Below are 23,373 nucleotides of genomic sequence, written 5' to 3' on the forward strand. Positions count from 1 at the left end.
GAGGTGAAGTTGCGACCCGAGATGACGGCGGACGCGCTGACCCGGTTGAAGCGGGCGCGCGGCCAGTTGAACGCCGTGATCGAGATGATCGAGACCGGGCAGGACTGCCGGGAGACCCTGACCCAGCTGGCCGCCGTCTCGAAGGCGGTGGACCGGGCCGGTTACAAGCTGATCGCCTCCGGCATGCGGCACTGCAACCTGGCGCGCGAGCGCGGCGAGCAGCCGGAGATGACCGAGGACGAGCTGGAGAAGCTGTTCCTCGCCCTGTCCTGACCCCGTGACGACCCGACCGTTCGTGGCGTGACCGCGCCGCGAACGGGTAGTCCGCGCGCGTGACACCGACCCAGGCGGACGTCTGTTCACCACATACCCCCCGGGGTATCAGCCGAGATCGAAGGAGCTCCCCATGACCGTGCAGGTGTCCGTCATCGCGACGTCGTCACTCGGCGACCGCAGCTACCTGGCCGACGACGGCCAGGTGGCCGTCGTGGTCGACCCGCAGCGCGACATCGACCGGGTCCTCCACCTCGCCGGCCGGCGGGGCGTCCGGATCACCCATGTGGTCGAGACGCACATCCACAACGACTACGTCTCCGGTGGGCTGCAGCTGGCCCGGATCACCGGCGCCCACTACCTCCTGGCGGCGGCCGACGAGGTCGACTTCGAGCGCGTCGCGGTCTCGGACGGCGACACCGTTCCCGTCTCCGACTCGCTGCGCCTGCGGGTGGTCGCCACACCGGGGCACACCTTCCACCACCTGTCGTACGTCCTGGACGAAGCCGCAGACGGCGGCTGGCGACCGGCCGGCGTCTTCACCGGTGGCTCGCTGCTGTTCGGCACCACCGGGCGGACCGACCTGCTCGGCAAGCAGCACGCCCACGACCTCGCCCACCGGCAGCACGCCTCCGCCCGGCGACTCGCCGACCTGCTGCCGGACGGCGCTCAGGTCTGGCCGACCCACGGCTTCGGCAGCTTCTGCTCGGCCAGCCAGGCCGACGCCCCCGAGTCGACGATCGGGCGGGAGCGGCAGGCCAACCCCGTACTCCGGCTGGCCGCCGACGACTTCGTGACCGGGACCCTCGCCGGATTGGACGCCTACCCGGCCTACTACGCCCACATGGGTGTGGCCAACGCCGCCGGGCCGGCACCGGTCGACCTCACCCCGGTCGCCCGCGCCGACGCCGCTGAGCTGCGCGAGCGGATCGCCGCCGGTGAGTGGGTGGTCGACCTGCGCCACCGCAAGGCGTACGCCGCATCCCACCTGGCCGGCACGGTCAGCCTCGGGCTCGACGGCCCGATGTCCACCTGGCTCGGTTGGCTCATCGACTGGAATGTGCCGATCACCCTGCTGGCCGAGACGCCCGAACAGGTCGCCGACGCCCAGCGCGAACTGGTGCGCATCGGCATCGACCGGCCCGCCGCCCAGGCCACCGGCGAGACCACCCGGTGGGCGGCCGACCGCGAGCACCTGCGGGAGCTGCGGATGACCGACTTCGCCGCGCTGGCCGCGGCGCGGGCCGGGACCACGCCCTCGGGGCTGCCCGCACCGGACGTCGTCCTCGACGTGCGGATGACCAACGAGTGGACCTCCGGTCACATCGACGGGGCGGTGCACATCCCGCTGCCCGACCTGCCGAAGCGCCTCTCCGACGTGCCCGCCGGCACCGTGTGGGTGCACTGCGGCTCCGGCTACCGGGCCACCGCCGCCGCCTCGCTGCTGGCGAACGCGGGCCGCGACGTCGTCGTCATCGACGACAGGTTCGGCGAGGCCGAAGCGGCCGGCGTCGCCATGGCCGAGCAGGGCTTTCCCCGCTAGTGACCACCGCCCGGCCGCCGCCGACCGGGCGGCGGCCGGGCCTTGCCCCCGTCGCCCCGACCACCCCAGAACGAGGAGAACATGAGCACCTCCGGAAACATCCGCCCCGCCACCCTCGACGCCACCACCCTGCGCGAGCTGATCGACTCCGGTCGGGCCCCCCGCCTGCTCGACGTACGAACCCCGGCGGAGTTCGAGACCTCGCACGTCCCCGGCGCCTACAACGTGCCGCTCGACCTGCTCAAGGAGCACCGCGAGGAACTGCGCAACCACCTCGACGAGGACGTGGTGCTGATCTGCCGCTCGGGCGCCCGCGCCACCCAGGCCGAGCAGGCGCTCGCCGGGGCCGGGCTGCCCAACCTCAAGGTGCTGGACGGCGGCATGCTCGCCTGGCAGGCCGCCGACGCCCCAACCACGCGGGGCACCCCGCGCTGGGACCTGGAGCGGCAGGTCCGCCTGGTTGCCGGCTCGATCGTGCTGGTCAGCGTCCTCGCCTCGGTGTTCGTGCCCGGCCTGAAGTGGGTCGCCGGCTTCATCGGCGCCGGCCTCACCTTCGCTGCCGTCACCAACACCTGCGCGATGGGCATGCTGCTCGGCAAGCTGCCGTACAACCGGGGCGCCAGCTGCGACCTGGACACCATCGTCGGGCAGCTGCGCGACGGCGCGACTGCCGGGCGGCGGTCGTGACCGGAAGCCTCGCGCTGACCGTCGGGCTGGCCGTGCTGATCGGGATCAGCCTCGGCCTGCTCGGCGGCGGCGGGTCCATCCTGGCCGTGCCGCTGCTGGTCTACGTCGCCGGCCTGCCCGCGAAGGAGGCGATCGCCACCTCGCTGCTCGTCGTCGGGGTGACCAGCGCGGTGGGTGTGCTGCCGCACGCGCGTGCCGGCCGGGTCCGGTGGCGGACCGGCCTGGTCTTCGGCGTCGCCGGCATGGCCGGCGCGTACGCCGGCGGCCGGCTCGCCGCGTTCGTGCCGGCGGCGGTCCTGCTCACCGGCTTCGCGCTGATGATGCTGGCCACCGCGGCCGCGATGATCCGGGGCCGGCGCGACACCGGCGGTAGGCCGGTGCCGCACGAGCTTCCGGTGTCGCGGGTGGTGCTGGACGGCGTCGTCGTCGGCCTGGTCACCGGGCTGGTCGGCGCCGGCGGCGGCTTCCTCGTGGTGCCCGCCCTCGCCCTGCTCGGTGGCCTGCCCATGCCGGCGGCGGTCGGCACCTCGCTGGTGGTCATCGCCATGAAGTCGTTCGCCGGCCTGGCCGGCTACCTGTCCAGCGTCAGCGTGGACTGGGGGCTGGCCGCCGCGGTGACCGCCGCCGCGGTGGTCGGCAGCCTCGCCGGCGGCCGGATCGCCGGGCGCGTCCCGGAGCAGGTACTGCGCACGGCGTTCGGCTGGTTCGTCGTGGCGATGGGCGTCCTCGTCCTCGGCCAGCAGATGCCCGGTCAGCTGCGTGGCGACCCGCTGTTCTGGGTCGCAGCCGGCGGCCTCGCCGCCACGGTCGCGGCCGTCGCGCTGCTCGCCGCCGCGTGCCGGGGCGGGCACGGGTGGATCCCGACACCGGTGTGCCGCGTGCTGCGGGCGGTCGCCCCACGGTGAGAAGCTGACCCGGGAGAGGATGCGGTCATGGACAGCGACGAGTGGGACGCGCGGTACGCATCCACGCCGGATCTGGTCTGGACGGACGAGCCGAACCGGTTCGTCGTCGAGGAGTTGGCCGACCTCCCGCCCGGCCGGGCGGTGGACCTCGCGGCCGGCGAGGGACGCAACGCGGTCTGGCTGGCCCGGCAGGGCTGGCAGGTCACCGCGGTGGACTTCTCGCCGGTCGCCGTCGCCCGGGGCCGCACGTTGGCGGCGAGCCGGAACGTCACGGTGGACTGGCACGTCGCCGACGTCACGACGTGGCTGCCGGAGCTCGGGGCGTACGACGTCGTCCTGGTCGCCTACCTGCACCTGCCGCCGGACGACCTCGCCCGGGTGCTGGCCGGCGCGGGAGCCGCGCTCCGCCCGGGCGGCCGGGTCGTGGTCGTCGGTCACGACCGCGCCAACCTGACCGGCGGCACCGGCGGTCCGCAGGACCCGGAGATCCTGCACACCCCGGAGGCGGTGGTCGCCGCGCTCGCCGGCCTGCGCGTGGTCCGGGCGGAGACGGCCCGCCGGCCCGTCGCCCGCCCCGACGGCACGACGGTCGACGCCCTCGACACGGTGGTCGTCGCCGTCCGCCCGGCGGACGATAGCTGAGTCGGCACCGGCCCGGGCGCCGCGCGGTGCCCACCGCGCCCCGGGTGCCGCTCACCTCCCGCCGCCGGTAGCATCCGGCCCGTGGGCGCACGGTTCGAGGAGTTGGCCTGGCGGGAGACGCCGATCGGCGCCATCAGCCTGCGCCGGCGCCGCGACCCCGCCCTCGACGTCGACGTGTACGAGGTGAAGCTCGACGACGACTTCCTCATGTCGAGCCTGTTCCCGGTCGCCGAGATCGAGCTGGCCCGGCTGGGTCTGGCTCCGCTGGCCCGGGGCGACCTCGACGTGGCCGTCGGCGGCCTGGGGCTGGGTTTCACCGCCCGTACCGTGCTGGAGGACGACCGGGTCGCCTCGATGCTGGTGGTGGAGGCGGTCGAGGACGTGCTCGACTGGCACCGGCGTGGCCTGCTGCCCTTCGCGGCCGGGCTCGCCGGCGACCCCCGCACCCGTTTCGTCCGCGCGGACTTCTTCGCCGCCGTCGCCGGGGGCGCCGGCCTCGACCCGGAGCACCCGGGGCGGCGGTTCGACGCGGTGCTCCTCGACATCGACCACTCCCCGCGCAACGTCCTGCACCCCAGCCACGCCGCCTTCTACACGTGGGACGGGTTGCGCCGGCTCGCCGCCTGCCTGCGGCCGGACGGTGTGTTCGCGCTCTGGTCCGACGACCCGCCCGACGCCGCCTTCACCGAGGTCCTCGCGCGGGTGTTCGCGGCGGTGGAGCCGCACGTCGTCCGTTTCCCGAACCCGCTGACCGGCGGCGAGTCCGCGAACACGGTGTACGTCGCGCACACTCCGGTTTGAGGTTGTTGTCGCAGGTCGACAGGGCATCGGCCGCCGCCGTCCTGGCACGTCAGGCGACCGGCGGGTCGCTCACGCGGCATGGAGCGCGTACACCGGTGAACCTACGGAGACGTAGGTTACCGGCGCGTAGTTTAGGCTGGGGCGGGCCACGTCTCCCGAAGCGCGGCTCGACGGCGCGTCACCAGCGAGGAGAGACATGGACCTGAGCGTCGAGCGACCCTGGCTGCGCAGCTACCCCCCGGGCGTGCCGGCGACCATCGCCCCGTCGGACGAATCACTGGTCGACCTGTTGCGCGCCGCCGCCCGCCGGTTCGGCTCCCGGGTCGCGCTGGACTTCTTCGGCGCCACCACCACGTACGCGGAACTCGACGCCCAGGTGACCCGGGCAGCCGAGGCGCTGCGCCGCCTCGGCGTCGGCCGGGGCGACCGGGTGGCGCTGGTGCTGCCGAACTGCCCGCAGCACGTCGTCGCCTTCTACGCGGTGCTCCGGCTCGGCGCGGTGGTGGTCGAGCACAACCCGCTCTACACCGAGCAGGAGCTCGCCCACCAGCTCGCCGACCACGGTGCCCGGGTCGCCGTGGTCTGGGACAAGGTCGCCCCGCTGGTGCTCGGCACGGCCGGCGCCACCGACGTGCAGACCGTGGTCGCGGTGGACCTCAGCGCGGCACTGCCCCGGCTCAAGCGCTGGGCGCTGCGGCTGCCGCTGCCGAAGGTCCGCGCCGCCCGGGCCGCGATGACCGCGCCCGCGCCGGGCGCGCTGTCCTGGGAACGCATCGTGGCCGCCGCCGGCCCGCTGGCCGCCGACCACCCCGCGCCCGGGCCGGACGACACCGCGCTGCTCCAGTACACCGGCGGCACCACCGGCACGCCGAAGGGCGCCGTCCTCACGCACCGCAACCTGCGCGCCAACGCCGCGCAGGGCCGTGCGTGGGTGCCGGGCCTGCGGGACGGCGCCGAGACGGTGTACGCCGTGCTGCCTCTGTTCCACGCGTACGGGCTGACGCTGTGCCTCACCTTCTCGGTGAGCATCGGCGCGACGCTCGTGCTCTTCCCCCGTTTCGACCTGGACCAGACCCTCGACGCGGTGCGCCGCCGACCCCCCACGTTCCTGCCCGCCGTGCCACCGATCTACGACAAGCTCGCCACCGCGGCCCGGGAGCGCGGGGTGGACCTCACCTCGGCCCGGTACGCGATCTCCGGCGCGATGGCGCTGCCCCCGGCCACGGTCGAGCTGTGGGAGTCGGTGACCGGTGGGCTGCTGGTCGAGGGCTACGGGATGACCGAGACGTCCCCGGTGGCGCTGGGCAACCCGGTGTCGCCGGAGCGGCGGCCCGGCACCGTCGGCGTGCCGTTCCCGTCCACCGAGATCCGCATCGTCGACCCGGAGGACCCGTCCCACGACCGTGCCCCCGGCGTGGCCGGCGAGCTGCTGGTCCGCGGCCCGCAGGTGTTCGCCGGCTACTGGCGACGGCCGGAGGAGACGGCGGCGGTGCTGCTGCCCGACGGCTGGCTGCGCACCGGGGACGTCGTCGAGATGGACCCGGACGGGTTCGTCCGGGTGGTCGACCGGATCAAGGAGCTGATCATCACCGGCGGTTTCAACGTCTACCCGTCCGAGGTGGAGGAGGCCCTGCGGCGGGTGCCCGGTGTCCTCGACGCCGCGGCGGTGGGGCTGCCCGCGTCCGGCGGGGGCGAGGAGGTCGTCGCCGCGGTGGTGCTGCACGCCGACTGCACCACGGACGAGGCGGGCATCCGCGCGGCGTGCCGGCAGCACCTGACCGCGTACAAGGTGCCGCGGCGGGTGATGGTGGTCGAGGACCTGCCGCGGTCGCAGATCGGCAAGGTGCTGCGCCGGGAGGTCCGCGACCGGCTGCTCGCCGGCTGACCGCGTACGCTCAGCCGCGCCGCAGGCCCTCGATCGCCGCGTACAGGTCGGCCTGGTCGATGGGGCCCGCCGGCCTCCCGCCGGTGGCCTCACGCATCGCCTTGGCGAGTTGCACCCGGCGCAGCACCTCGCGGATGTCCGCGCCGGTCAACCCCGCGCTGACGGCGGCGAGGGCGGCGGGGTCGACGTCGTCGGCGAACATCCGGAAACCCGCGTGGTCGTGCCGGACGACGAGGTCACGGATCATCCTGGCGATGATCTGGGCCCGGCCCGCCTCGTCGGGTGGCGGGATGGACAGCTTCACGTCGAACCGGCCGGAGCGGACCAGCGAGGCGTCCACCCGCTGCGGGAAGTTGGTGGTGGCCACGACGATGACGTGCGGGTTCTCCTCGAAGAGGGTGTTCATCTCCTGCTTGAAGATGCCCGCCACCGCGTTGACCGCCTGGCTGGCCGCGTCGCCGCCGGCGCCCGCGTAGCTGATGATGCTGTCGAACTCGTCGAAGAGCAGCACGGTCGGCTGCCGGTAGCGGCGCGCCTCGCGGAAGATCTGCTTGATGTTGCGCTCCGAGCCGCCGAGCCACTTGTCGAGGATCTCCGGCGTGCGGATCTCGCGGAAGTCCGCTCCGATCTCGTTGGCGAGCGCGCGGGCCAGCATCGTCTTGCCGGTGCCGGGTGGCCCGTACAGGAGGATGCCCTGCGGCCGGCGGGCGCCCCACCGGGCCATGACGGCGGGGTGGCGGAACGAGATCGCGATCTCCCGGAACCGCGCCACCACGTCGTCGAGGCCGCCGACCTGGTCGAGGGTCACCGACTCACTGCCCGCCGGGGGCGCCGGTGGGGCGGCCCGCGGTGCCGGCCGGGCCGGCGCGACGGTCCGGCGCAGCGCGTACGCCCGGCCGTCCAGCACCCGGGGCTCGGGCTCGTCACCGGCGAGGTCGCGGACGGTCTGGAGAGCGAGCCCGACGAGGGCGCGCAGGTGTGCGACGGTGACCTCCTCGGCGGGCACCGTGGCGCGGAGGATCACCAGCCGCTCACCGTCGACCTCGGTCACGTCCTGCTCGGGGCGCAGGCCCAGCGCGGCCGCCTCCCCGCGAACCTCGGCGGCGGCCGGGTCGACGGGACCCGGCCGGTCCGAGACGACCGTGCCGGCGGAGCCGCCCCCGGTGCCGGCCGGGCGGCCGAGCCGCCGTGACGCCTGCGCCGCGAGCCGTCCGGCGCGCCGGGCGAGCGGCCCGCCCGGATCGGCGGTGAGGTGCCGGGCGAGCAGCCAGCCGGCCGGGCCGGCGACCCCGAGGGCCAGCAGGCGCAGGGCACCGGCCGCAAGCCCGCCCGACGCGCGGATCTCGGCGGTCAGCCGGCACGCGGCGTCCACTGTGTGCAGGGTGAGGCGCACGCCGGTGACCGGTGGGGGCAGCGGCCCGTCCAGCGGCAGCAGGACCGGCCCGAAGCGGGCGGCGGCCAGGAGCCCTTCCGGGTCGTCGATGCTCACCCGCGCGCCGAACCGCTGCACGCGGTCCACGCCCGGCCGGTGCTGGTCCGGCATGATCTTCCGCCCTTCCTGCGGCAGCGACCACACCGAGTCTGGCAGCGGATCCGCCCCGCCGCCACCGGCCCGCTCCTGGCCCACCGGCCCGAACGGCGCGGAGCGGCGCAGGCGGTGGTCAGCGGCGGCGGCTCACCCTGCGACGGACCTGGGCGAGGACGCGGTTCGGGGTCACCGGCACCACGGCGATCATCAGCCGGCCGGACTCGTCCATGACCGGCGTGAGGACGTACAGGCGGGCCCCGCGCCGGCGCACCAGCGGCGCGGTCACCCGCAGTCGGGGTGCCCGCAGGGCGGTCGAGCCGGCCGCCCCGGTGGCCCGGTGCAGCCCTTGGGCGAGCCCCGGGTCGAACCCACCGACCTGGGCGGACACCGCCCGCCGCCGGCCGGTGGGCCCGGTCGCGGCGAGCAGGTCGGCGGCGCGGAACCGGATCCGCAGCGTGGTCCCGTCCGGGCCGGCTGTCACTGTCTCGGTGTCGGCGAGGATCTCCTCGGCGCTGACGCTGAGCGGCGGGAGATCCGGCACGGGCGTCGTCGCGGTCACGGTGAGCACCCGCTCCCCCCGCCGGTCGGTCTCCCAGCCGAGACCGGTGACGTCCAGCTTCGCGACCCAGTCCGGTGCCGTGGTGACGTCGAAGCACGAGTCGGGCACGCCGGCCCGGAACCCGGGATACGCGGCGTACCGGCGGCCGTCCTCGACGACCGTGGGCGGCACCCCCGTACGGGCGTCCCGGCGGATCACGGCGAGCAGGTCGTCGAGGCTGCCGTCGCGGGTCAGGGCGAGCCGGATGCGGGTCTCCGCGTTCAGTTCGCCCGCGATGTCGTCGGTGAGGTACGCGGCCACGAGCCGCCCGATGCCGTCGTGCACCCGCTGCTGGGTGTCGCGGTCCAGCCGCAGCAGGTCGTCCTCCAGCAGTTTGGCGATCTCGTGGTCGAAGCGTCGGGCCATGACCGCGTCCCGCTGCTTGCCGGGGCCGATCAGGTCGGCCACGAACGCCGTGGTCGCCTCCACGGTGCGCAGCCGGTCCAGGTGGCGGCTCAGGTACGTGATGTTGGTGGCGTTGAACCGCCGCACGGCGTAGTAGAACTCGTAGTCGGCCAGCACCGAGATGCGCCGCGCCCGGTAGCAGGCCTCCAGGGTGAACGGAAGGTCACTGCCGAGGGGCAGGTCCTCCCGGTAGCGGATCCGGTGCCGTTCCAGCAGCTCGCGCCGGAACAGCTTGGTGTTGGCCAGCGACCTCGGCAGCGGCGAGTCGAACAGGTCCACGTCGACCCGGTTGGCCGCGAAGATGTCCTGGTAGATGTGTCGGCTGTTGACGCCGACCACCTTGCCGAGCACGACGTCGGAGTCCCACTCGTCGGCGGCGGTGACCAACCGTTCCAGCGCCTCGGGGCCGAGGTGGTCGTCGGCGCCGACGAAGAAGACGTACCGGCCGGTGGCGGCGTCGAGCGCCCGGTTGCACGGTCCGGCGGGGCCGCCGGAGTTGGCCTGGTGGATGACGATGAACACGCCGGGGTACCGGGCGGCGAACCGGTCCAGTTCGGCGCCGCTGCGGTCGGTCGACCCGTCGTCCACGGCCACGACCTGCAGCCGGTCCAGCCCGATCGTCTGGCCCACGAGGGAGTCGAGGCAGCCGGTCAGGTACGGCATGGTGTTGTAGACCGGCACCACCACGCTGACGGCGGGCGTGCTCACGGCGCCTCCACCGGGGTGGGCGCGCCGGCACCGGCCAGCAGCCGGCGGTAGAGCGCGTCGAGGCGGTCCGCCTGCGCCTCCCACGTCCACCCGGGCAGCGGCGAGTCCGGGCCGTCGTAGACCTGGCGGTACCGCCGCGGGTCGGCGAGCACGGCCCGCACCGCGCGGGCCAGGTCGGCGGTGTCGCCGGCCCGGAACACCTCACCCTGCCCCGTGGCGCGGACGGTGTCGGCCATCGTACGGACGTCGCTGACCACGATTGGCAGCCCTGCGTGGGCGTACTCGAAGAACTTCGTGATCAGGGCGATCTCGTGGTTCGGCCAGTGGTGGATCGGGATCAGGCCCACGTCGGCGGCGCTGAGGAAGGCGCTCACCTGCCCGTGCGGCACGTACGGCACGGGATGCAGCCGCTCCGCGACGCCGAGCCGGTCGGCGAGGGCCCGCAGGTGCTGGACGTACGTCGCGGACGGGTCGGCGATCACCAGCGCGAGGTGGGCGCCGGGCAACCGGGGCAGCGCCTCGACCGCGGTGGCCACCCCGCGCTGCTCGGCGAGCGCACCGCTGTAGACGAGCAGCGGGGTGTGCGGGCCGACCCCGCAGAGGTCACGCAGGTCGGGCACCTCCGCTCCCCCGGGTGTCGGGGCGACCGACGCCGGGGCGTTGAGCAGCACGGTCGGACGCTCCGCCAGCCGGTGCTCCTCCTGCAGCAGGTCGGCCAGGGTCTCCGACACGGTCACCACGGCGTCGGCGTGCGACACGTACTCCCGCACGTACGCGAGGTGGGCCGGCAGCCACCGCACGTTGTCGCGGCGGGGCTTCGCGCCGGGCAGCCACTCGTGCGCGTCCCACACGAGCTTCACGTCCCGGCCGGCGGCCCGCGCCCGGTCCACCGCGCGCGCGGCCACGCCGAGCATCCGGAAGTCGTGGGCGTGGATCAGGTCCGGCGCCAGGGCGTCGACGACCGGCCCGAACACCCGCTCGTACGTCCACAGCCCCGGTTCCAGCCGCCGCCACGCCCGGTCGCCGGAGACCGCACCCCAGAGGAGGACCTGGGCGTGCTCGACCGGCCGCCGGGCCAGCCGTGCCGCCCGCAGCACCGGCCCGCCCCGGGCGACCAGCCGCTGCCGCAGCGTACGCCGCCCGCCGGGGGGCGCCCCGCCGCCCATCGGCAGCACGCGGACGTGCGCGTCGCCGAGCCGCCACTCCCGCTCGACGCGGGCGCAGCCCAGCAGGGTGACCGCCCAGCCCGCGTCGGCGGCCGAGCGGGCCGCCTTCTGCACCCGGGAGTCGCCGTCCACCCCGTTGTCCACGAGCATGACCACCCGGCCACCGCCGGTCGCGGTGACACCGTCGAGCCGCACGAATTGTTCTCCGATTCCTGACGTCAGCGGATGCCCGGCGAGTGTACGGCAGTTCCGGTCTCCGGAATCGTTGCACCGCCGCGCTTTCGCGCCACCCGACGGTTCGGCCACGAGCTGATTCCCCGCCGTATACGCTCTGGTCATCTTCCCCTCACCGCCGTTTTTCCTTCGGCCGGTTAGGTCATTCGCAGAGCCTCGTCCGGCGCCCGATGCCGCCCATTCGCCGGCGCACGAGGAAACCGCAATCAATGCGTAAGCGGGTATTCATGTCGCGTACACCTGACGTCAGCGTGGTCATCCCGACCTGCGACCGGCCGGACCTGGTGACCCGCGCGGTCCACACCGCCCTCGCCCAGACGGTGGCGGAGATCGAGGTCGTCGTCGTGGTCGACGGCGCGGACCCCGACACGCAGGCCGCTCTCGCCGCGATCCCCGACCCGCGCCTGCGGGTCCTGCCGCTGCCCGAGCGCGGTGGCGCGCCGAACGCCCGCAACGTCGGCGTCCAGGCCGCGCGTGCCCGCTGGACGGCGTTCCTCGACGACGACGACGAGTGGCTGCCCCGCAAGCTGGAGGTGCAGCTCGCGCTCGCCGCCACCGCGACCGTCGCGTCCCCGATCGTCGCCAGCCGCCTGGTGAACCGCACCCCGCGCGCTGAGTTCGTGCTGCCCCGCCGGCTGCCGGAGCCGGGCGAGCCGATCTGCGAGTACCTCACCGTGCGCCGGGGCCTGTTCCACGGCGACGGCTTCATCCAGACCTCGACGATCATGGCGCCGACCGAGCTGCTGCGCCGCGTGCCGTTCACCGTCGGCCTGCGCCGCCAACAGGAGCTGGACTGGACCCTGCGGGCACTCGCGCACGACGACGTACGGCTGCTGATGGCGCCCGAGCCGCTCGTGCTCTGGCACCAGGACGAGGACCGGCCGCGGATCAGCCTCTCCTCCCCGTGGGCGGCTCAGCTGGAGTGGCTGCGGTCCAGCCGTCCCCTGCTCACCCCCCGGGCGTACGCGGCCATCGCGCTGAGCGTCGTCGGCTCGATGGCGGCCACGACCCGCGACCCGAAGGTCTTCCGGACCGTGCTCGCCGACGCCCGCCGGCACGGGCGTCCGGGTGCCATCGACTACCTGACGTACCTGCAGATCTGGCTGATCCCGCCGCAACTCCGGCACAGTCTGCGGGACCGGATCCTGGACCGCCGTCGCCGCCCGGCCCCGCCCGCCCCACCGGCCGCCGCCGGGTCGGCCCGGCCCGCCGAACCGGGCCTCGCCGCCGCCGACTCCGGGAACCCGTGACCCGTGCCGCACGCTGAACAGGTGCCCCACGTCGTCATCTGGCGCAGCCACCTGCTGGCCGGCTCCGAGACGTTCATCCGCAACCAGGCCGACGCGCTGGCGGCCTGGCGCGCCACCTACCTCGGTGCGGTGCGGGTCGCCTCGACACTGTCCCGCGACACCGACGTGGTCGCGTTCGGCGACACCGCCCGCGACCGGCGGGCCCTGCTCGCGCTGAAGGCCACCGGCCGCTCCCCCCGGCTCACCCGGCTGCTGCGGCGGCTCCGGCCGGCACTGGTGCACGCCCACTTCGGCAACGACGGTTGGCTGGTCAGCCGCGCCGCCGCCGACCTGGACATCCCGCTGGTCGTCACCGTGCACGGCCAGGATGTCACCCGCCAGCCGGCCCTCCCGGGCCTGCGCGGCGCCCGCCAGCGGCACAACCTGCGCGTGGCGTTCGACCGGGCGGCGCTGGTCGTGGCCGTCAGCGAGTTCATCCGCGACCGGGCGGTCGCCCTCGGCGCGGACCCGGCGAAGGTCCGGGTGCACCACACCGGGGTGCCCGTCCCGCCCCTGCCGGCGCCCACCCCGCCCGGGTGGGACGTGGCGTTCGTCGGCCGGTTCGTCGAGAAGAAGGGCGTCGACGACCTCGTCGAGGCGCTCGGGTCGCTGCGGCCCCGGCGGCCCCGGGCGCTGTTCATCGGCGACGGGCCGCTGGAGGGGCCGCTACGCGCCCGCGCCGCCGAACTCGGCCTCGACGCCACCTTCCTCGGCGCGCAGCCACCGGAGGTGGTGGCCGATCACCTGGCGCGGTCGGCACTGCTCGCCGCACCGTCGAGGACCGCGGCGGACGGCGACTCCGAGGGGCTGCCCACCACCATCCTGGAGGCGGCGAGCCTCGGCCTGCCGGTCGTGGCGACGCACCACAGCGGCATCCCGGAGGCGGTCGTGCACGGCGAAACCGGCCTGCTCGGCGCCGAAGGCGACCGGGCCGCGCTCGCCGGCAACATCACCCGCCTGCTCGCCGACGACACCCTGCGGCGGCGGCTCGGCCGCGAGGCCCGCCGGCACGTCGAGGACCGCTTCGACCTGCACAAGCAGACCCACCGGCTGGAGAAGCTGTACGACGCCGTCGCCGCCGGGCACGCGGCTGGGTCCGGTCGCGGTACCGCGTAGGGCCGGACGGGAGTCCGAGCCCTCAGCACTCGTCCGGGTCAGCGCCCCGAGCCTGGTGCGGCCGGTGCTCCGTGATCCACGCTTCCACGTCCTCCACCAGCCATACCGCTCCCCCGGCCAGCCGATCGAAGGGCTCCGGGAAGTCGGGCCGGGAGACGATCTGCACGATGCGCGCCCGGGAGACACCGAGGCGCTCCTGCAACTCGGCGCTGCCGTACAGCCTGCGAACCATGGATCGACGCTATGCAACCCGAGACTAGCGCATATGACAGCTGTCATACTTGACACTGTCGTGTGCGGCAGGAAAGGTGAGGGTCGAGGTGGTCGCCACGTGAACGGAGGCAGGGCATGTCGAACTACCCGATCCCCTACCGGGACGATGACCAGCGGCTCGACGACGAGCTGCTCCGAGACGTACGCGATGCGCTGCTCAAGCGCGGCTTTCCTGAGCTGACGAAGGTCGACTACGGGCTGCTGGAGGTCATGCTGGTCCGGTTCGTCTACGCGAAGCGACGGCAGGTCTCGGTCACGGTCACCGACTGACAGGGTCAGGCGCCCGTCGCGGCGAGGGCCGGGGTCGGACGGTCGTCGACCCGGCCACGCGGCTTGCGGTTCGGCAGCGACAGCCGGATGACCTTCCACCAGGCGGAGGCGACCTGCTTCGGCAGGGAGCCGGAGGTGTACTTCAGGCCGTACCGGTCGAAGAGCGCCCGTACCTCGGGGGCGATCTCCTGGTAGCGGTTGCTCGGGAGATCCGGGAAGAGGTGGTGCTCGATCTGGAACGACAGGTTGCCGGTCATGAGGTGCAGCAGCCGGCTGCCGCTGATGTTGGCGGAGCCGAGCATCTGCCGCAGGTACCACTCGCCGCGCGTCTCGCCCTCGATTGAGGTCTTTTCGAAGGTCTCCACGCCGTTCGGGAAGTGCCCGCACATGATCACCGAGTGGCTCCACAGGTTGCGGATCAGGTTGGCGGTGAACGTCGCGGCGAGCGTGCTGAGGAAGGACGGCCCGGAGAGCAGCGGGTGCAGCACGTAGTCCTTCAGCACCTGGCGGCGGATCTTGCGACCGACCGCGCGGGCCCGGGCCCGGAACTCCGGATCCCGGTGCCGGCCGTTCTTCAGGTTGTGGCCCAGCTCCAGGTCGTACGCCGCGATGCCGTACTGGAAGAAGCAGGCGTTGATGAAGTTCCACAGCGGCTGGCCAAGGTAGACCGGGTGCCAGGGCTGGTCCTCGTCGACCCGCATGATGCCGTACCCGAGGTCGTTGTCCTTGCCGACCACGTTGGTGTACCGGTGGTGCAGCTGGTTGTGCGAGTGCTGCCACTGGTCGGGCGGGGAGACGTGGTCCCAGTCCCAGGTGGTGGAGTGGATCTTCGGATCGCGCATCCAGTCCCACTGGCCGTGCAGGACGTTGTGCCCGATCTCCATGTTGTCGAGGATCTTGGCCACGGCGAGGCCGGCGGTGCCGACGACCCAGGCCGGCGGGAAGAGCGAGAAGAGTAGCACCACCCGGCTGCCGAGTTCGAGCTTGCGGTGGGTGGAGATGACCTTGCGGATGTACGCGGCGTCCCGCTCACCCCGGTCGGCCAGGACCCGGTCCCGGATCGCGTCGAGTTCCTTCCCGATGACCTCGATGTCCTCGGCGGTGAGGTGGGCGATCGGGTTGACGGGCTTGCGCTGGATGACGGTCACGTGGGCACTCCGGTCAGTGGTCGATGTCGCAGGGGCCGGCCGCTGCCGACACGCAGGTCTGGATGAGGACGCCGTCGCCGGGGACCGCCGTGGTGAGCGCCCCGTTGCGCAGGTCGCGAACCGCGCCCTGGCGCAGCGGCAGGACGCAGCCGAAGCAGATGCCCATCCGGCAGCCCGAGGGCATGAGCACTCCGGCCGCCTCACCGGCGTCGAGCAGCGGCGTGGCGCCGTCGGCGGTCACGGTCACACCGGCCCGGCCGAAGGTGACCGTGCCGCCCTCGCCGGGTGAGATGACGGTCGGCCGGAACCGCTCGGTGTGCAGCCGCTCCGCCCGACCGGCGGTGGACCAGTGGGCCTCCAGGGCGTCGAGCAGCCCGACCGGGCCGCACGCCCAGGTCTGCCGGTCGAGGTGGTCCGGCACCAGGTCGGCCAGGTCGGCGATGGTGAGCACGCCGTCGTGGTCGGTGTGCCGCTCCACCAGCCGCAGCGCGCCGGCCGCGGCGAGGCCCCGCAGCTCCGAACCGAAGATCACGTCCGCCGGTGTCGGCGCGGAGTGCACGAGCGTGACGTCGGCGCCGGCGAGGACGCCGCTGCGCAGCATCCCCATGACCGGCGTGATCCCGCTGCCCGCGGTCACGAACAGCACGCCCGCCGGCGTCGGCGTGGGCAGGACGAAGTCACCCGTCGCCTGGTCGAGCTGGACGATCGTGCCGGGGCGGACCCGCCGGACGAGATGGTTGCTGACCACCCCGTCCGGGATCGCCTTCACGGTGATCGCGATGGGGTCGCGGCGGCCACCGAGGGCCGAGGTCACCGAGTACGCCCGCCACTGCCGTACGCCGTCGACGTCCACCCCGAGGCGGACGTACTGCCCGGGGACGTGCCCCCGCCAGTCCCGCCCCGGCTGCACGATCACCGTGGCCGCGTCCCGGGTCTCCGGCCGCACCGCGAGGATCCGGCCCCTCAGGTCGGCGCCGGAGCGCAGCGGGGCGACCAGGTCGAGGTAGTCGTCGGGCAGCAGCGGGGTGGTGACCGCCGCGGCGAGCCGCAGGAACCGGCGCCGCAGCGACGCCGCCGCGGGTGGGCGCGGAACGGTGGTGGTCATATCCCGATAGTCGCGGCACACTGGCATAAAATCTTGGCCCGCGAAGGTGAACCGGGCCTGTCGATTTGTGCGGGAGGAACAACAATGGCGGACCGCTCCGAGGCGACGCGCCGCGCCGCCGGGCTCGCCCTCGACGAGGGGGTGGCCCGCGGCCTCCGCGACCGGTTGCCCCTGCTCGCCGAGCGGACCGTCACCGCGATCACCGCCGAGGTGCCCAGCTACTCCGGCACCCTGACCGGCCAGATGCGGGACAAGATCGAGACCGCGGTGCAGATCGCGCTCGGCAACTTCCTGCAACTGCTCGAACGCTCCCACGCCACGGACCCGAGCACCCCCCTGGTCCCCGCGCTGGAGGCCGCGTACGCCCTCGGCAGCGGTGAGGCCCGTTCGGGGCGGAGCATGGACGCGCTGCTGGCCGCGTACCGGGTGGGAGCGCGGGTCTCCTGGCGGGAAATGTCCACCATCGCGGTGCGCGGCGGGCTCCCGGCGGTGACCGTCGCCGACTTCGCCGAGCTGATGTTCGCCTACATCGACGAGCTGTCCGCCGCCAGCGTCGCCGGGCACGCCGACGAGCTGGCCAGCGCCGGCCGGGCCCGCCGGCGCAACCTGGAGCGCCTTACCCAGCAGCTGGTCACCGGCGCGGCCGAGGACGTGCTGCTGCGCAGCGCCGAACGAGCCGACTGGCCGCCGCCGCAGACGCTCACCGTCGTACTCCTCCCCCGGGCCAACCTGCGCGCGGCGCTCGCGCTGCTTCCGGCGCAGACCCTGGAGAGCGGCGACGACCTGCCGGGCGCCGCGGTCGGCGAGGAGTTGGCCGTGCTGCTCGTCCCCGACGCGCACGGCGACCGGCGGCGGCAGCTCACCCGGACGCTGCACGGCCGCCGCGCCGTGCTCGGCCCCGCGCGGCCGTGGACGCGGGTGACGTACTCGTGGCAGCGGGCCACCCGAGCCCTCGCGCTCGGGCTGCGCCCGGCCGACGACGGGCCGCCGCTGGACACCGAGGCGCACCTCGCCGAACTGCTGCTCGGCATGGACCCGGAGGGCCTCGCTGACCTGCGCGCCCGCGTGCTGGCCCCGCTGGCGGCGCTGCCGCCGACCACCGCCGAGCGGCTCGCCGAGACGCTGCGCTCCTGGCTGCTGCACCACGGCCGCCGTGACGACGTCGCCGCCGACCTGTTCGTGCACCCGCAGACGGTGCGCTACCGGATGGGCAAGCTCCGCGAGCTGTACGGGGACCGCCTGCACGACCCCGCCACGGTGCTCGACCTCACCCTCGCGCTGGCGTTCCCGGCCCGCGACCGGGCCGACGAACCGGCCGGCTGAGCGGCCCGGACCGCGCGGCGGTCCGCATCAGGGTTTCCGCCGGGCTCGGGGGCGCGCCGGGGACGGGCCGGCGTCGGTCGGCTGCGCCTCCGCCACCGCCTCGCAGAGGTCGGTCAGCGGGTCACGGCGCTGCGCCGCACAGGCGACCCGTCGCAGCAGGGTCCGGAAGGCGGCGGTGTCGGCGGGATCGAGGGCGCCGAGCACGTGCGACTCCACCTGCCGCAGCGCCCGCTGGCGTTCCCGCCAGGCGACCCGGCCCTCGTCGGTGGCGCAGACCAGGCGGCTGCGCCGGTCGGCGGGATCGGCCCGGCGCAACACGAGCCCGCGCCGCTCCAGGTCGTCGATCAGGTACGTGAGCACGGTCCGGTCGATGCCGAGTTCCTCGGCGATCGCGCCCTGGTTGCGGACCGGCTCCCGGACCGCCGCCGACAGCACCTGGTAGCCCCGGGGCCCACCGGGTATGTCCTCCAGTGCCCGGTCGGCGGCCCGGACGTAGGCGCGGAAGACGACGCCGAGCATCCAGCCGAGGTCGTCGTCGAGCGGGTCCGGCCGTGGGTGTGCCGCCGTCGCACCGGTCATCCGCCCAGGATAGCTGAGCTGGACAGACCTTGTTGGCAACAGATGTTCTGTGTGGCATAACATCTGTCTGACAGCACTTCAGGGGAGGACTCCGATGAGCGACCACGGCCACCCACTGACCTTCGGGTCGTTCCTGACACCGGCCAACGCCGACCCGGATCGGGTGGTGGCGCTCGCCGCCCTGTCCGAGCAGGTCGGGCTGGACCTGGTCACCTTCCAGGACCACCCGTACCAGCCCGCGTACCTGGACACCTGGACGCTGCTCAGCTTCGTCGCCGCCCGCACCAGCAGGGTCCGGCTCTCCCCCAACGTCACCAATCTCCCCCTGCGGCCACCGGCCGTCCTCGCCCGCAGCGTGGCGAGCCTCGACCTGCTCAGCGGCGGGCGGATCGAACTCGGCCTGGGCGCGGGCGCGTTCTGGGACGCCATCGAGGCGATGGGCGGGCGACGGCTCACCCCGGCGGAGGGCGTACGGGCCCTCGAGGAGGCCATCGAGGTCATCCGCCAGACGTGGGACGCCGACACCCGCGGCGGCGTCCGGGTCGCCGGCGAGTTCCACCGCGTGGTCGGCGCGAAGCGCGGGCCCGTCCCCGCACACGACGTGGGAATCTGGCTCGGCGCCTACAAGCCGCGCATGCTGGCGTTGACCGGCCGCCGGGCCGACGGCTGGCTACCGTCGCTGGCGTACCTGCAGCCCGGCGACCTCGCCAGGGGCAACGCGATCATCGACGACGCCGCCCGGGAGGCGGGCCGGTCGCCGGGCGACGTCCGGCGACTGCTCAACGTCAACGGGCGGTTCGCCACCGTCGGCCGCGGGCCCCTGCACGGCCCCGCCGAGCAGTGGGCCGAGGAACTGGCGGACCTCGCCCTCACCGACGGGATCAGCACCTTCATCCTCGCCAGCGACGACCCCGACGACCTGCGCCGGTTCGCCGCCGAGGTGGCGCCCGCCGTCCGCGAACTGGTCGCCGCCGAGCGCGCCTCCGCCGCCGCGCGGCCCGACTCCGCGCCCGCCGACTCCGCTGCCGGGCCGGTCGAGCGGGACGCCACCGCCAGGCCGGGACCGGCGGAGGCCGTCGCGGCGGCCGGACCCCGGGCCGGCCGGCCCGCGCCCGCGGGCCGCAGCGCCTTCTCCGTCGTACCGACGCCGGACGACGGCGTCCGCCGCAGCGGCGAGCGGGTCTGGGACGAGTCCGCCCGCCCGACCGGCCCGGCCCGCGACCCCGACCGTACGTACGCGGCGCACGACCTGGCCACCAGCCAGCACCTCGTCGACGTGCACGACGGGCTGCGCGCCGAGCTGGCGCAGATCCACGACCTGATCGAGCAGGTGGCGGCCGGCACGATCGACGCCGGCACCGCCCGCTCCCACATCAACACCATGACGATGCGGCAGAACAAGTGGACCCTGGGCACCTACTGCGAGTCCTACTGCCGGTTGGTCACCACCCACCACACCATCGAGGACCGGTCGCTCTTTCCGCACCTGCGCCGCGGGGACGCCCGGCTCGCCCCGGTCATCGACCGGCTCGAGCAGGAGCACCACCTCATCCACGACGTGCTGGAACGCGTCGACCGGGCCCTGGTGGCGTTCGTCTCCGTCCCGGACGGGATGGCCGACCTGCGCGCCGCCGTCGACCTGCTCAGCGACACCCTCCTGTCGCACCTGGCGTACGAGGAGCGGGAACTGGTCGAGCCCATCGCCCGCATCGGCCTGTCCTGAGCCGTCGCCGTACCGCCACCGGGCCGCCGATCGGTGGGCGTGGCCTGACCGCGCCGACCCGGTCAGGCCACGTGGGTGCGGTAGCCGGCGATGGCCTCGTCGAGCACCTCACGGCCCGGCCGGGCCCACTCCGCCTCGGCGAAGACCTCCACCTCGACCGGGCCGGTGTACCCGGCGGCGTCCACCGCCTCCCGGAAGCGCCGCAGCTCGACACAGCCGGTGCCGGGCAGCCCCCGGCCGAGCAGCACACCCGCCGGCAGCGGCGTCACCCAGTCGGCGACCTGGAAGCAGGCGATCCGTCCCTCCCGGCCGGCCCGGTCGATCTGCGCCCACACCTGGTCGTCCCACCACAGGTGGTACGTGTCGACCACGACGCCCACCGCCTCCGCCGGGTACGGCGCGACCAGATCCAGTGCCTGACCGAGACTGGCCACCACGCACCGGTCCGAGCAGAACATCGGGTGCAGCGGCTCCACGGCCAGCCGGACCCCCGCGGCGACCGCGTGCGGCACCAGCTCGCCGATCGCGTCCCGCACGTGCGCCCGTGCGGCGTCGAGGTCGCGGCTACCGGCCGGCAGGCCACCGGAGACCAGCACCAGCACGGGTGCGCCCACCGCCGCCGCCTCGTCGATCGCCCGCCGGTTCTCGTCCAGCCAGCCGGGGACCTCGAAGAAGCCGCCGCGGCACAGGGAGGTGACGGTAAGGCCGGCGTCCCGCACCAGCGCCGCCGCCGGTTCGACCCCGTGGGCCGCCAGGTCCTCGCGCCACAGCCCCACCCCGGTGACCCCGGCGTCGACGCAGCCGGCGACGAGCTCCGGCAGCGGCCACCGCTTGGTGGTGGCGGAGTTGAGCGCGAACCGCTTCACTGCGCCACCCCCGCCGTGGTCATGAACGCCCGGGCCCGGTGGGCCGCCAGCTCGGCGTCCGGGAGCAGGCCGGCGGCGTCGGCGAGCCGGAGCAGCCGGCCCAGGTGCGCCGGTGACCGTCCGGACTGGAGGCCGCCGACCATGGTGAAGTGGTCCTGGTGACCGGCGAGCCAGGCGAGGAACACGATCCCGGTCTTGTAGTAGAAGGTCGGGGCGCCGAACAGGTGCCGCGCCAGCGGCACCGTCGGTGCCAGCAGGTCGTCGTACGTGGTCGGGTCGCCCGCGTCGAGCGCCCGGAACGCCGCCGCGGCCGGTGGCGCGATGGCGGCCAGGACGCCGAGCAGCGCGTCGGAGTGGCTGTCGCCGTCGCCCCGGATCAGGGTCGGGTAGTTGAAGTCGTCGCCGGTGTAGAGGCGTACCCCCGGTGGCAGGCGCCGGCGCAGGGCGACCTCGAAGTCCTCGTCGAGCAGCGACAGCTTGATGCCGTCCACCTTGGTGTGGTGGGCGCTGATCAGCGCCACCACGGTGTCGGCGGCCCGCGCGGGGTCGGCGGCGCCCCAGTAGCCGGCCAGAGCCGGGTCGAAGGCCGGGCCGAGCCAGTGCAGCACCACCGGACCGTCCGCCTCGGCCAGCAGGCGGCCGTAGAGGTCGAGGTAGTCCTCGGCGGACGGGGCCGCCGCCGCCAGGTGCCGGCTGCACATCAGCACCGGCCGGGCGCCGGCGTCCTGCACGTCGGCGAGCTGCTCCGCGTACGCCCTGCGGATGTCGTCGAGGGTGGCCGGGCCGGACGGCAGCTGGTCGGTGGCGACACCGGCGCAGATGGCGGCGCCGTCCGCGCGGGCCGCCTGCGCCGACCGGCGGACAAGTTCCCGGGCCGTCGGGTAGTCCAGGCCCATGCCCCGCTGCGCGGTGTCCATCGCCTCGGCCACGCCGAACCCGTACGACCACAGGTGCCGCCGGAAGGCCAGCGTCGCGTCCCAGTCCACGGCCGCCGGCGTGCCCGGGACGTTCTCCGCCCGCGGGTCGGCGACCACGTGCGCGGCGGCGTACGCGACGCGGCTGGTGAAGCGGGCGCCGGGTGTGAGGTGCTCGCGGCCGGCGCCGGAGAGCGTGAGCGGCCCGTCGGGCAGGACCACCTTCGCGCTCACGAGCGCAGCTCCGTCACCTCGACGCGCCGGCCCTCACGCGCCGACTGCAGGCCCAGCTCGGCCAGTTGCACGCCCCGCGCGCCGGCCCACAGGTCCCAGGTGTACGGGGCGTCCTCGGCGACGTGCCGCAGGAACATCTCCCACTGCGCCTTGAAACCGTTGTCGAACACGTCGTTGTCCGGCACCTCCTGCCACTGGGAGCGGAAGTCGTCGGTGGACGGCAGGTCCGGGTTCCAGACCGGCTTCGGGGTGGTGGCCCGGTGCTGGATGCGGCAACGACGCAGGCCGGCGACGGCGCTGCCCTCGGTGCCGTCGACCTGGAACTCGACCAGCTCGTCGCGGTTCACCCGCACCGCCCACGACGAGTTGATCTGCGCGACGACGCCGCCGTCGAGTTCGAAGATGGCGTACGCGGCGTCGTCGGCGGTCGCGTCGTAGGGCTGGCCGTCCTCGTCCCACCGGCGCGGTACGTGGGTGGTGACGTGGGCGGTGACGGCCCGGACCGGGGCGAAGATCTGCTCCAGCACGTAGTGCCAGTGCGGGAACATGTCGACCACGATGCCGCCGCCGTCGGCCGCCCGGTAGTTCCAGCTCGGGCGCTGCGCCTCCTGCCAGTCGCCCTCGAAGACCCAGTAGCCGAACTCTCCGCGTACCGACAGGATGCGGCCGAAGAAGCCGCCGCGTACGAGCCGTTCGAGCTTGCGCAGGCCGGGCAGGAACAGCTTGTCCTGCACGACGCCGTGCCGTACGCCGGCCGCGTCGGCGGCACGTGCCAGCTCGACCGCACCGTGCAGGGTGGTGGCGACGGGTTTCTCGGTGTAGATGTGCTTGCCCGCCTCGACGGCGAGACCGATGGCCTTCTCCCGTTCGCTGGTGACCTGGGCGTCGAAGTAGATCGAGACGTCCGGTCGGGCCAGCGCGGCACCCAGGTCCGTCGTCCAGGCGGTCAGCCCGTGCCGGGTCGCGACGTCCCTCAGCTTGGCCTCGTTGCGCCCGACCAGGACGAGTTCCGGCCAGAGCCGGCCCCCGCCGCGCAGCGGTACGCCGCCCTGCTCGCGGATCGCCAACAGCGACCGGACCAGGTGCTGCCGGTAGCCCATCCGCCCGGTCACGCCGTTCATGACGATTCCGATCGGGACACGTGCCGTCATCGTCCCA

The 23,373-nt window shown here is 74.2% G+C and carries 22 protein-coding genes; 12 read left to right on the plus strand and 10 right to left on the minus strand.

Annotated elements, in window-relative coordinates; all coding sequences use genetic code 11:
* Window positions 1–3: 3 nt before the first annotated feature.
* The 7 genes from GKC29_RS21425 (at window position 4) to GKC29_RS21455 (ending at window position 6,736) form a co-directional block, all read left to right on the plus strand.
* Entirely contained in the window at window positions 4–273 is a 270-nt protein-coding gene (locus GKC29_RS21425) for a metal-sensitive transcriptional regulator (protein ID WP_155332525.1), read from the plus strand.
* A 133-nt stretch (window positions 274–406) separates the two neighbouring features.
* Window positions 407–1,816 carry an MBL fold metallo-hydrolase gene (locus GKC29_RS21430; RefSeq protein WP_155332526.1) on the plus strand — a complete coding sequence of 470 codons (1,410 nt, stop codon included), beginning with the start codon at window positions 407–409 and terminating at the stop codon, window positions 1,814–1,816.
* Between the two features lie 81 nt (window positions 1,817–1,897).
* The gene (locus GKC29_RS21435) at window positions 1,898–2,503 is read left to right on the plus strand and encodes a rhodanese-like domain-containing protein (RefSeq protein ID WP_155332527.1); all 606 of its coding nucleotides are present in this window, start codon (window positions 1,898–1,900) and stop codon (window positions 2,501–2,503) included.
* Complete coding sequence (locus GKC29_RS21440) at window positions 2,500–3,408, plus strand: sulfite exporter TauE/SafE family protein (RefSeq protein WP_155332528.1); 909 nt, start codon at window positions 2,500–2,502, stop codon at window positions 3,406–3,408. The genes GKC29_RS21435 and GKC29_RS21440 overlap by 4 nt, the downstream gene beginning before the upstream one ends.
* 27 nt (window positions 3,409–3,435) lie before the next feature.
* A complete protein-coding gene (locus GKC29_RS21445; RefSeq protein ID WP_155332529.1) occupies window positions 3,436–4,050 on the plus strand; it encodes a bifunctional 2-polyprenyl-6-hydroxyphenol methylase/3-demethylubiquinol 3-O-methyltransferase UbiG in 615 nt (204 codons plus the stop codon).
* An 81-nt stretch (window positions 4,051–4,131) separates the two neighbouring features.
* Window positions 4,132–4,851: a spermidine synthase gene (locus GKC29_RS21450; protein ID WP_155332530.1), complete on the plus strand. Its 720-nt coding sequence runs from the start codon at window positions 4,132–4,134 to the stop codon at window positions 4,849–4,851.
* A 196-nt stretch (window positions 4,852–5,047) separates the two neighbouring features.
* Window positions 5,048–6,736 carry a long-chain-fatty-acid--CoA ligase gene (locus tag GKC29_RS21455; protein WP_155332531.1) on the plus strand — a complete coding sequence of 563 codons (1,689 nt, stop codon included), beginning with the start codon at window positions 5,048–5,050 and terminating at the stop codon, window positions 6,734–6,736.
* A 10-nt stretch (window positions 6,737–6,746) separates the two neighbouring features.
* On the opposite strand, the gene GKC29_RS21460 is transcribed toward GKC29_RS21455, so the two are convergent.
* The 3 genes from GKC29_RS21460 to GKC29_RS21470 form a co-directional block, all read right to left on the minus strand.
* The gene (locus GKC29_RS21460) at window positions 6,747–8,279 is read right to left on the minus strand and encodes a 26S protease regulatory subunit (RefSeq protein ID WP_155334274.1); all 1,533 of its coding nucleotides are present in this window, start codon (window positions 8,277–8,279) and stop codon (window positions 6,747–6,749) included.
* A gap of 118 nt (window positions 8,280–8,397) precedes the next feature.
* Window positions 8,398–9,975 (minus strand): glycosyltransferase, encoded by a 1,578-nt coding sequence (locus GKC29_RS21465; protein WP_155332532.1) that lies wholly within the window; start codon window positions 9,973–9,975, stop codon window positions 8,398–8,400.
* On the minus strand, window positions 9,972–11,336 hold the full coding sequence (locus tag GKC29_RS21470) for a glycosyltransferase family 4 protein (protein WP_155332533.1): 1,365 nt from the start codon (window positions 11,334–11,336) through the stop codon (window positions 9,972–9,974). Before GKC29_RS21470 ends, GKC29_RS21465 begins: the two co-directional genes overlap by 4 nt.
* Before the next feature lie 266 nt (window positions 11,337–11,602).
* Between GKC29_RS21470 and GKC29_RS21475 the strand changes: the two genes are divergently transcribed.
* On the plus strand, window positions 11,603–12,625 hold the full coding sequence (locus GKC29_RS21475; protein ID WP_196255681.1) for a glycosyltransferase: 1,023 nt from the start codon (window positions 11,603–11,605) through the stop codon (window positions 12,623–12,625).
* Between the two features lie 21 nt (window positions 12,626–12,646).
* On the plus strand, window positions 12,647–13,780 hold the full coding sequence (locus GKC29_RS21480; RefSeq protein ID WP_230688747.1) for a glycosyltransferase: 1,134 nt from the start codon (window positions 12,647–12,649) through the stop codon (window positions 13,778–13,780).
* Window positions 13,781–13,802: 22 nt separating this feature from the next.
* Here the strand turns inward: GKC29_RS21480 and GKC29_RS21485 are convergent, their stop codons facing one another.
* The gene (locus GKC29_RS21485) at window positions 13,803–14,012 is read right to left on the minus strand and encodes an AlpA family transcriptional regulator (protein ID WP_155332536.1); all 210 of its coding nucleotides are present in this window, start codon (window positions 14,010–14,012) and stop codon (window positions 13,803–13,805) included.
* Window positions 14,013–14,128: 116 nt separating this feature from the next.
* Between GKC29_RS21485 and GKC29_RS21490 the strand changes: the two genes are divergently transcribed.
* On the plus strand, window positions 14,129–14,323 hold the full coding sequence (locus GKC29_RS21490) for a hypothetical protein (RefSeq protein ID WP_155332537.1): 195 nt from the start codon (window positions 14,129–14,131) through the stop codon (window positions 14,321–14,323).
* A gap of 5 nt (window positions 14,324–14,328) precedes the next feature.
* Here the strand turns inward: GKC29_RS21490 and GKC29_RS21495 are convergent, their stop codons facing one another.
* The gene (locus tag GKC29_RS21495) at window positions 14,329–15,471 is read right to left on the minus strand and encodes an acyl-CoA desaturase (protein ID WP_155332538.1); all 1,143 of its coding nucleotides are present in this window, start codon (window positions 15,469–15,471) and stop codon (window positions 14,329–14,331) included.
* Window positions 15,472–15,484: 13 nt separating this feature from the next.
* Window positions 15,485–16,576, minus strand: coding sequence for a ferredoxin reductase (locus tag GKC29_RS21500; RefSeq protein WP_155332539.1), 1,092 nt, complete (start codon window positions 16,574–16,576; stop codon window positions 15,485–15,487).
* A gap of 84 nt (window positions 16,577–16,660) precedes the next feature.
* Here GKC29_RS21500 and GKC29_RS21505 point away from each other — a divergent pair, with 84 nt between their 5' ends.
* Window positions 16,661–17,899, plus strand: coding sequence for a CdaR family transcriptional regulator (locus GKC29_RS21505; RefSeq protein ID WP_155332540.1), 1,239 nt, complete (start codon window positions 16,661–16,663; stop codon window positions 17,897–17,899).
* Window positions 17,900–17,926: 27 nt separating this feature from the next.
* Here GKC29_RS21505 and GKC29_RS21510 read toward each other — a convergent pair whose 3' ends face one another.
* Entirely contained in the window at window positions 17,927–18,478 is a 552-nt protein-coding gene (locus GKC29_RS21510; RefSeq protein WP_155332541.1) for a MarR family winged helix-turn-helix transcriptional regulator, read from the minus strand.
* A 94-nt stretch (window positions 18,479–18,572) separates the two neighbouring features.
* On the opposite strand from GKC29_RS21510, the gene GKC29_RS21515 reads away from it, so the two are divergent.
* Window positions 18,573–20,201, plus strand: a complete 1,629-nt coding sequence (locus tag GKC29_RS21515; protein ID WP_155332542.1) for an LLM class flavin-dependent oxidoreductase — start codon at window positions 18,573–18,575, stop codon at window positions 20,199–20,201.
* Between the two features lie 62 nt (window positions 20,202–20,263).
* On the opposite strand, the gene GKC29_RS21520 is transcribed toward GKC29_RS21515, so the two are convergent.
* From GKC29_RS21520 to GKC29_RS21530, 3 genes are read right to left on the minus strand one after another with little or no spacing between them, the layout of a single operon-like run.
* Window positions 20,264–21,067, minus strand: a complete 804-nt coding sequence (locus GKC29_RS21520; RefSeq protein WP_155332543.1) for a sugar phosphate isomerase/epimerase — start codon at window positions 21,065–21,067, stop codon at window positions 20,264–20,266.
* Entirely contained in the window at window positions 21,064–22,215 is a 1,152-nt protein-coding gene (locus GKC29_RS21525; RefSeq protein ID WP_155332544.1) for a DUF993 family protein, read from the minus strand. The genes GKC29_RS21520 and GKC29_RS21525 overlap by 4 nt, the downstream gene beginning before the upstream one ends.
* A complete protein-coding gene (locus GKC29_RS21530) occupies window positions 22,212–23,366 on the minus strand; it encodes a Gfo/Idh/MocA family protein (RefSeq protein ID WP_155332545.1) in 1,155 nt (384 codons plus the stop codon). The genes GKC29_RS21525 and GKC29_RS21530 overlap by 4 nt, the downstream gene beginning before the upstream one ends.
* Window positions 23,367–23,373: the final 7 nt, after the last annotated feature.

It is taken from the genome of Micromonospora sp. WMMC415, assembly GCF_009707425.1.
In the GTDB taxonomy this organism is placed as follows: Bacteria; Actinomycetota; Actinomycetes; order Mycobacteriales; family Micromonosporaceae; genus Micromonospora.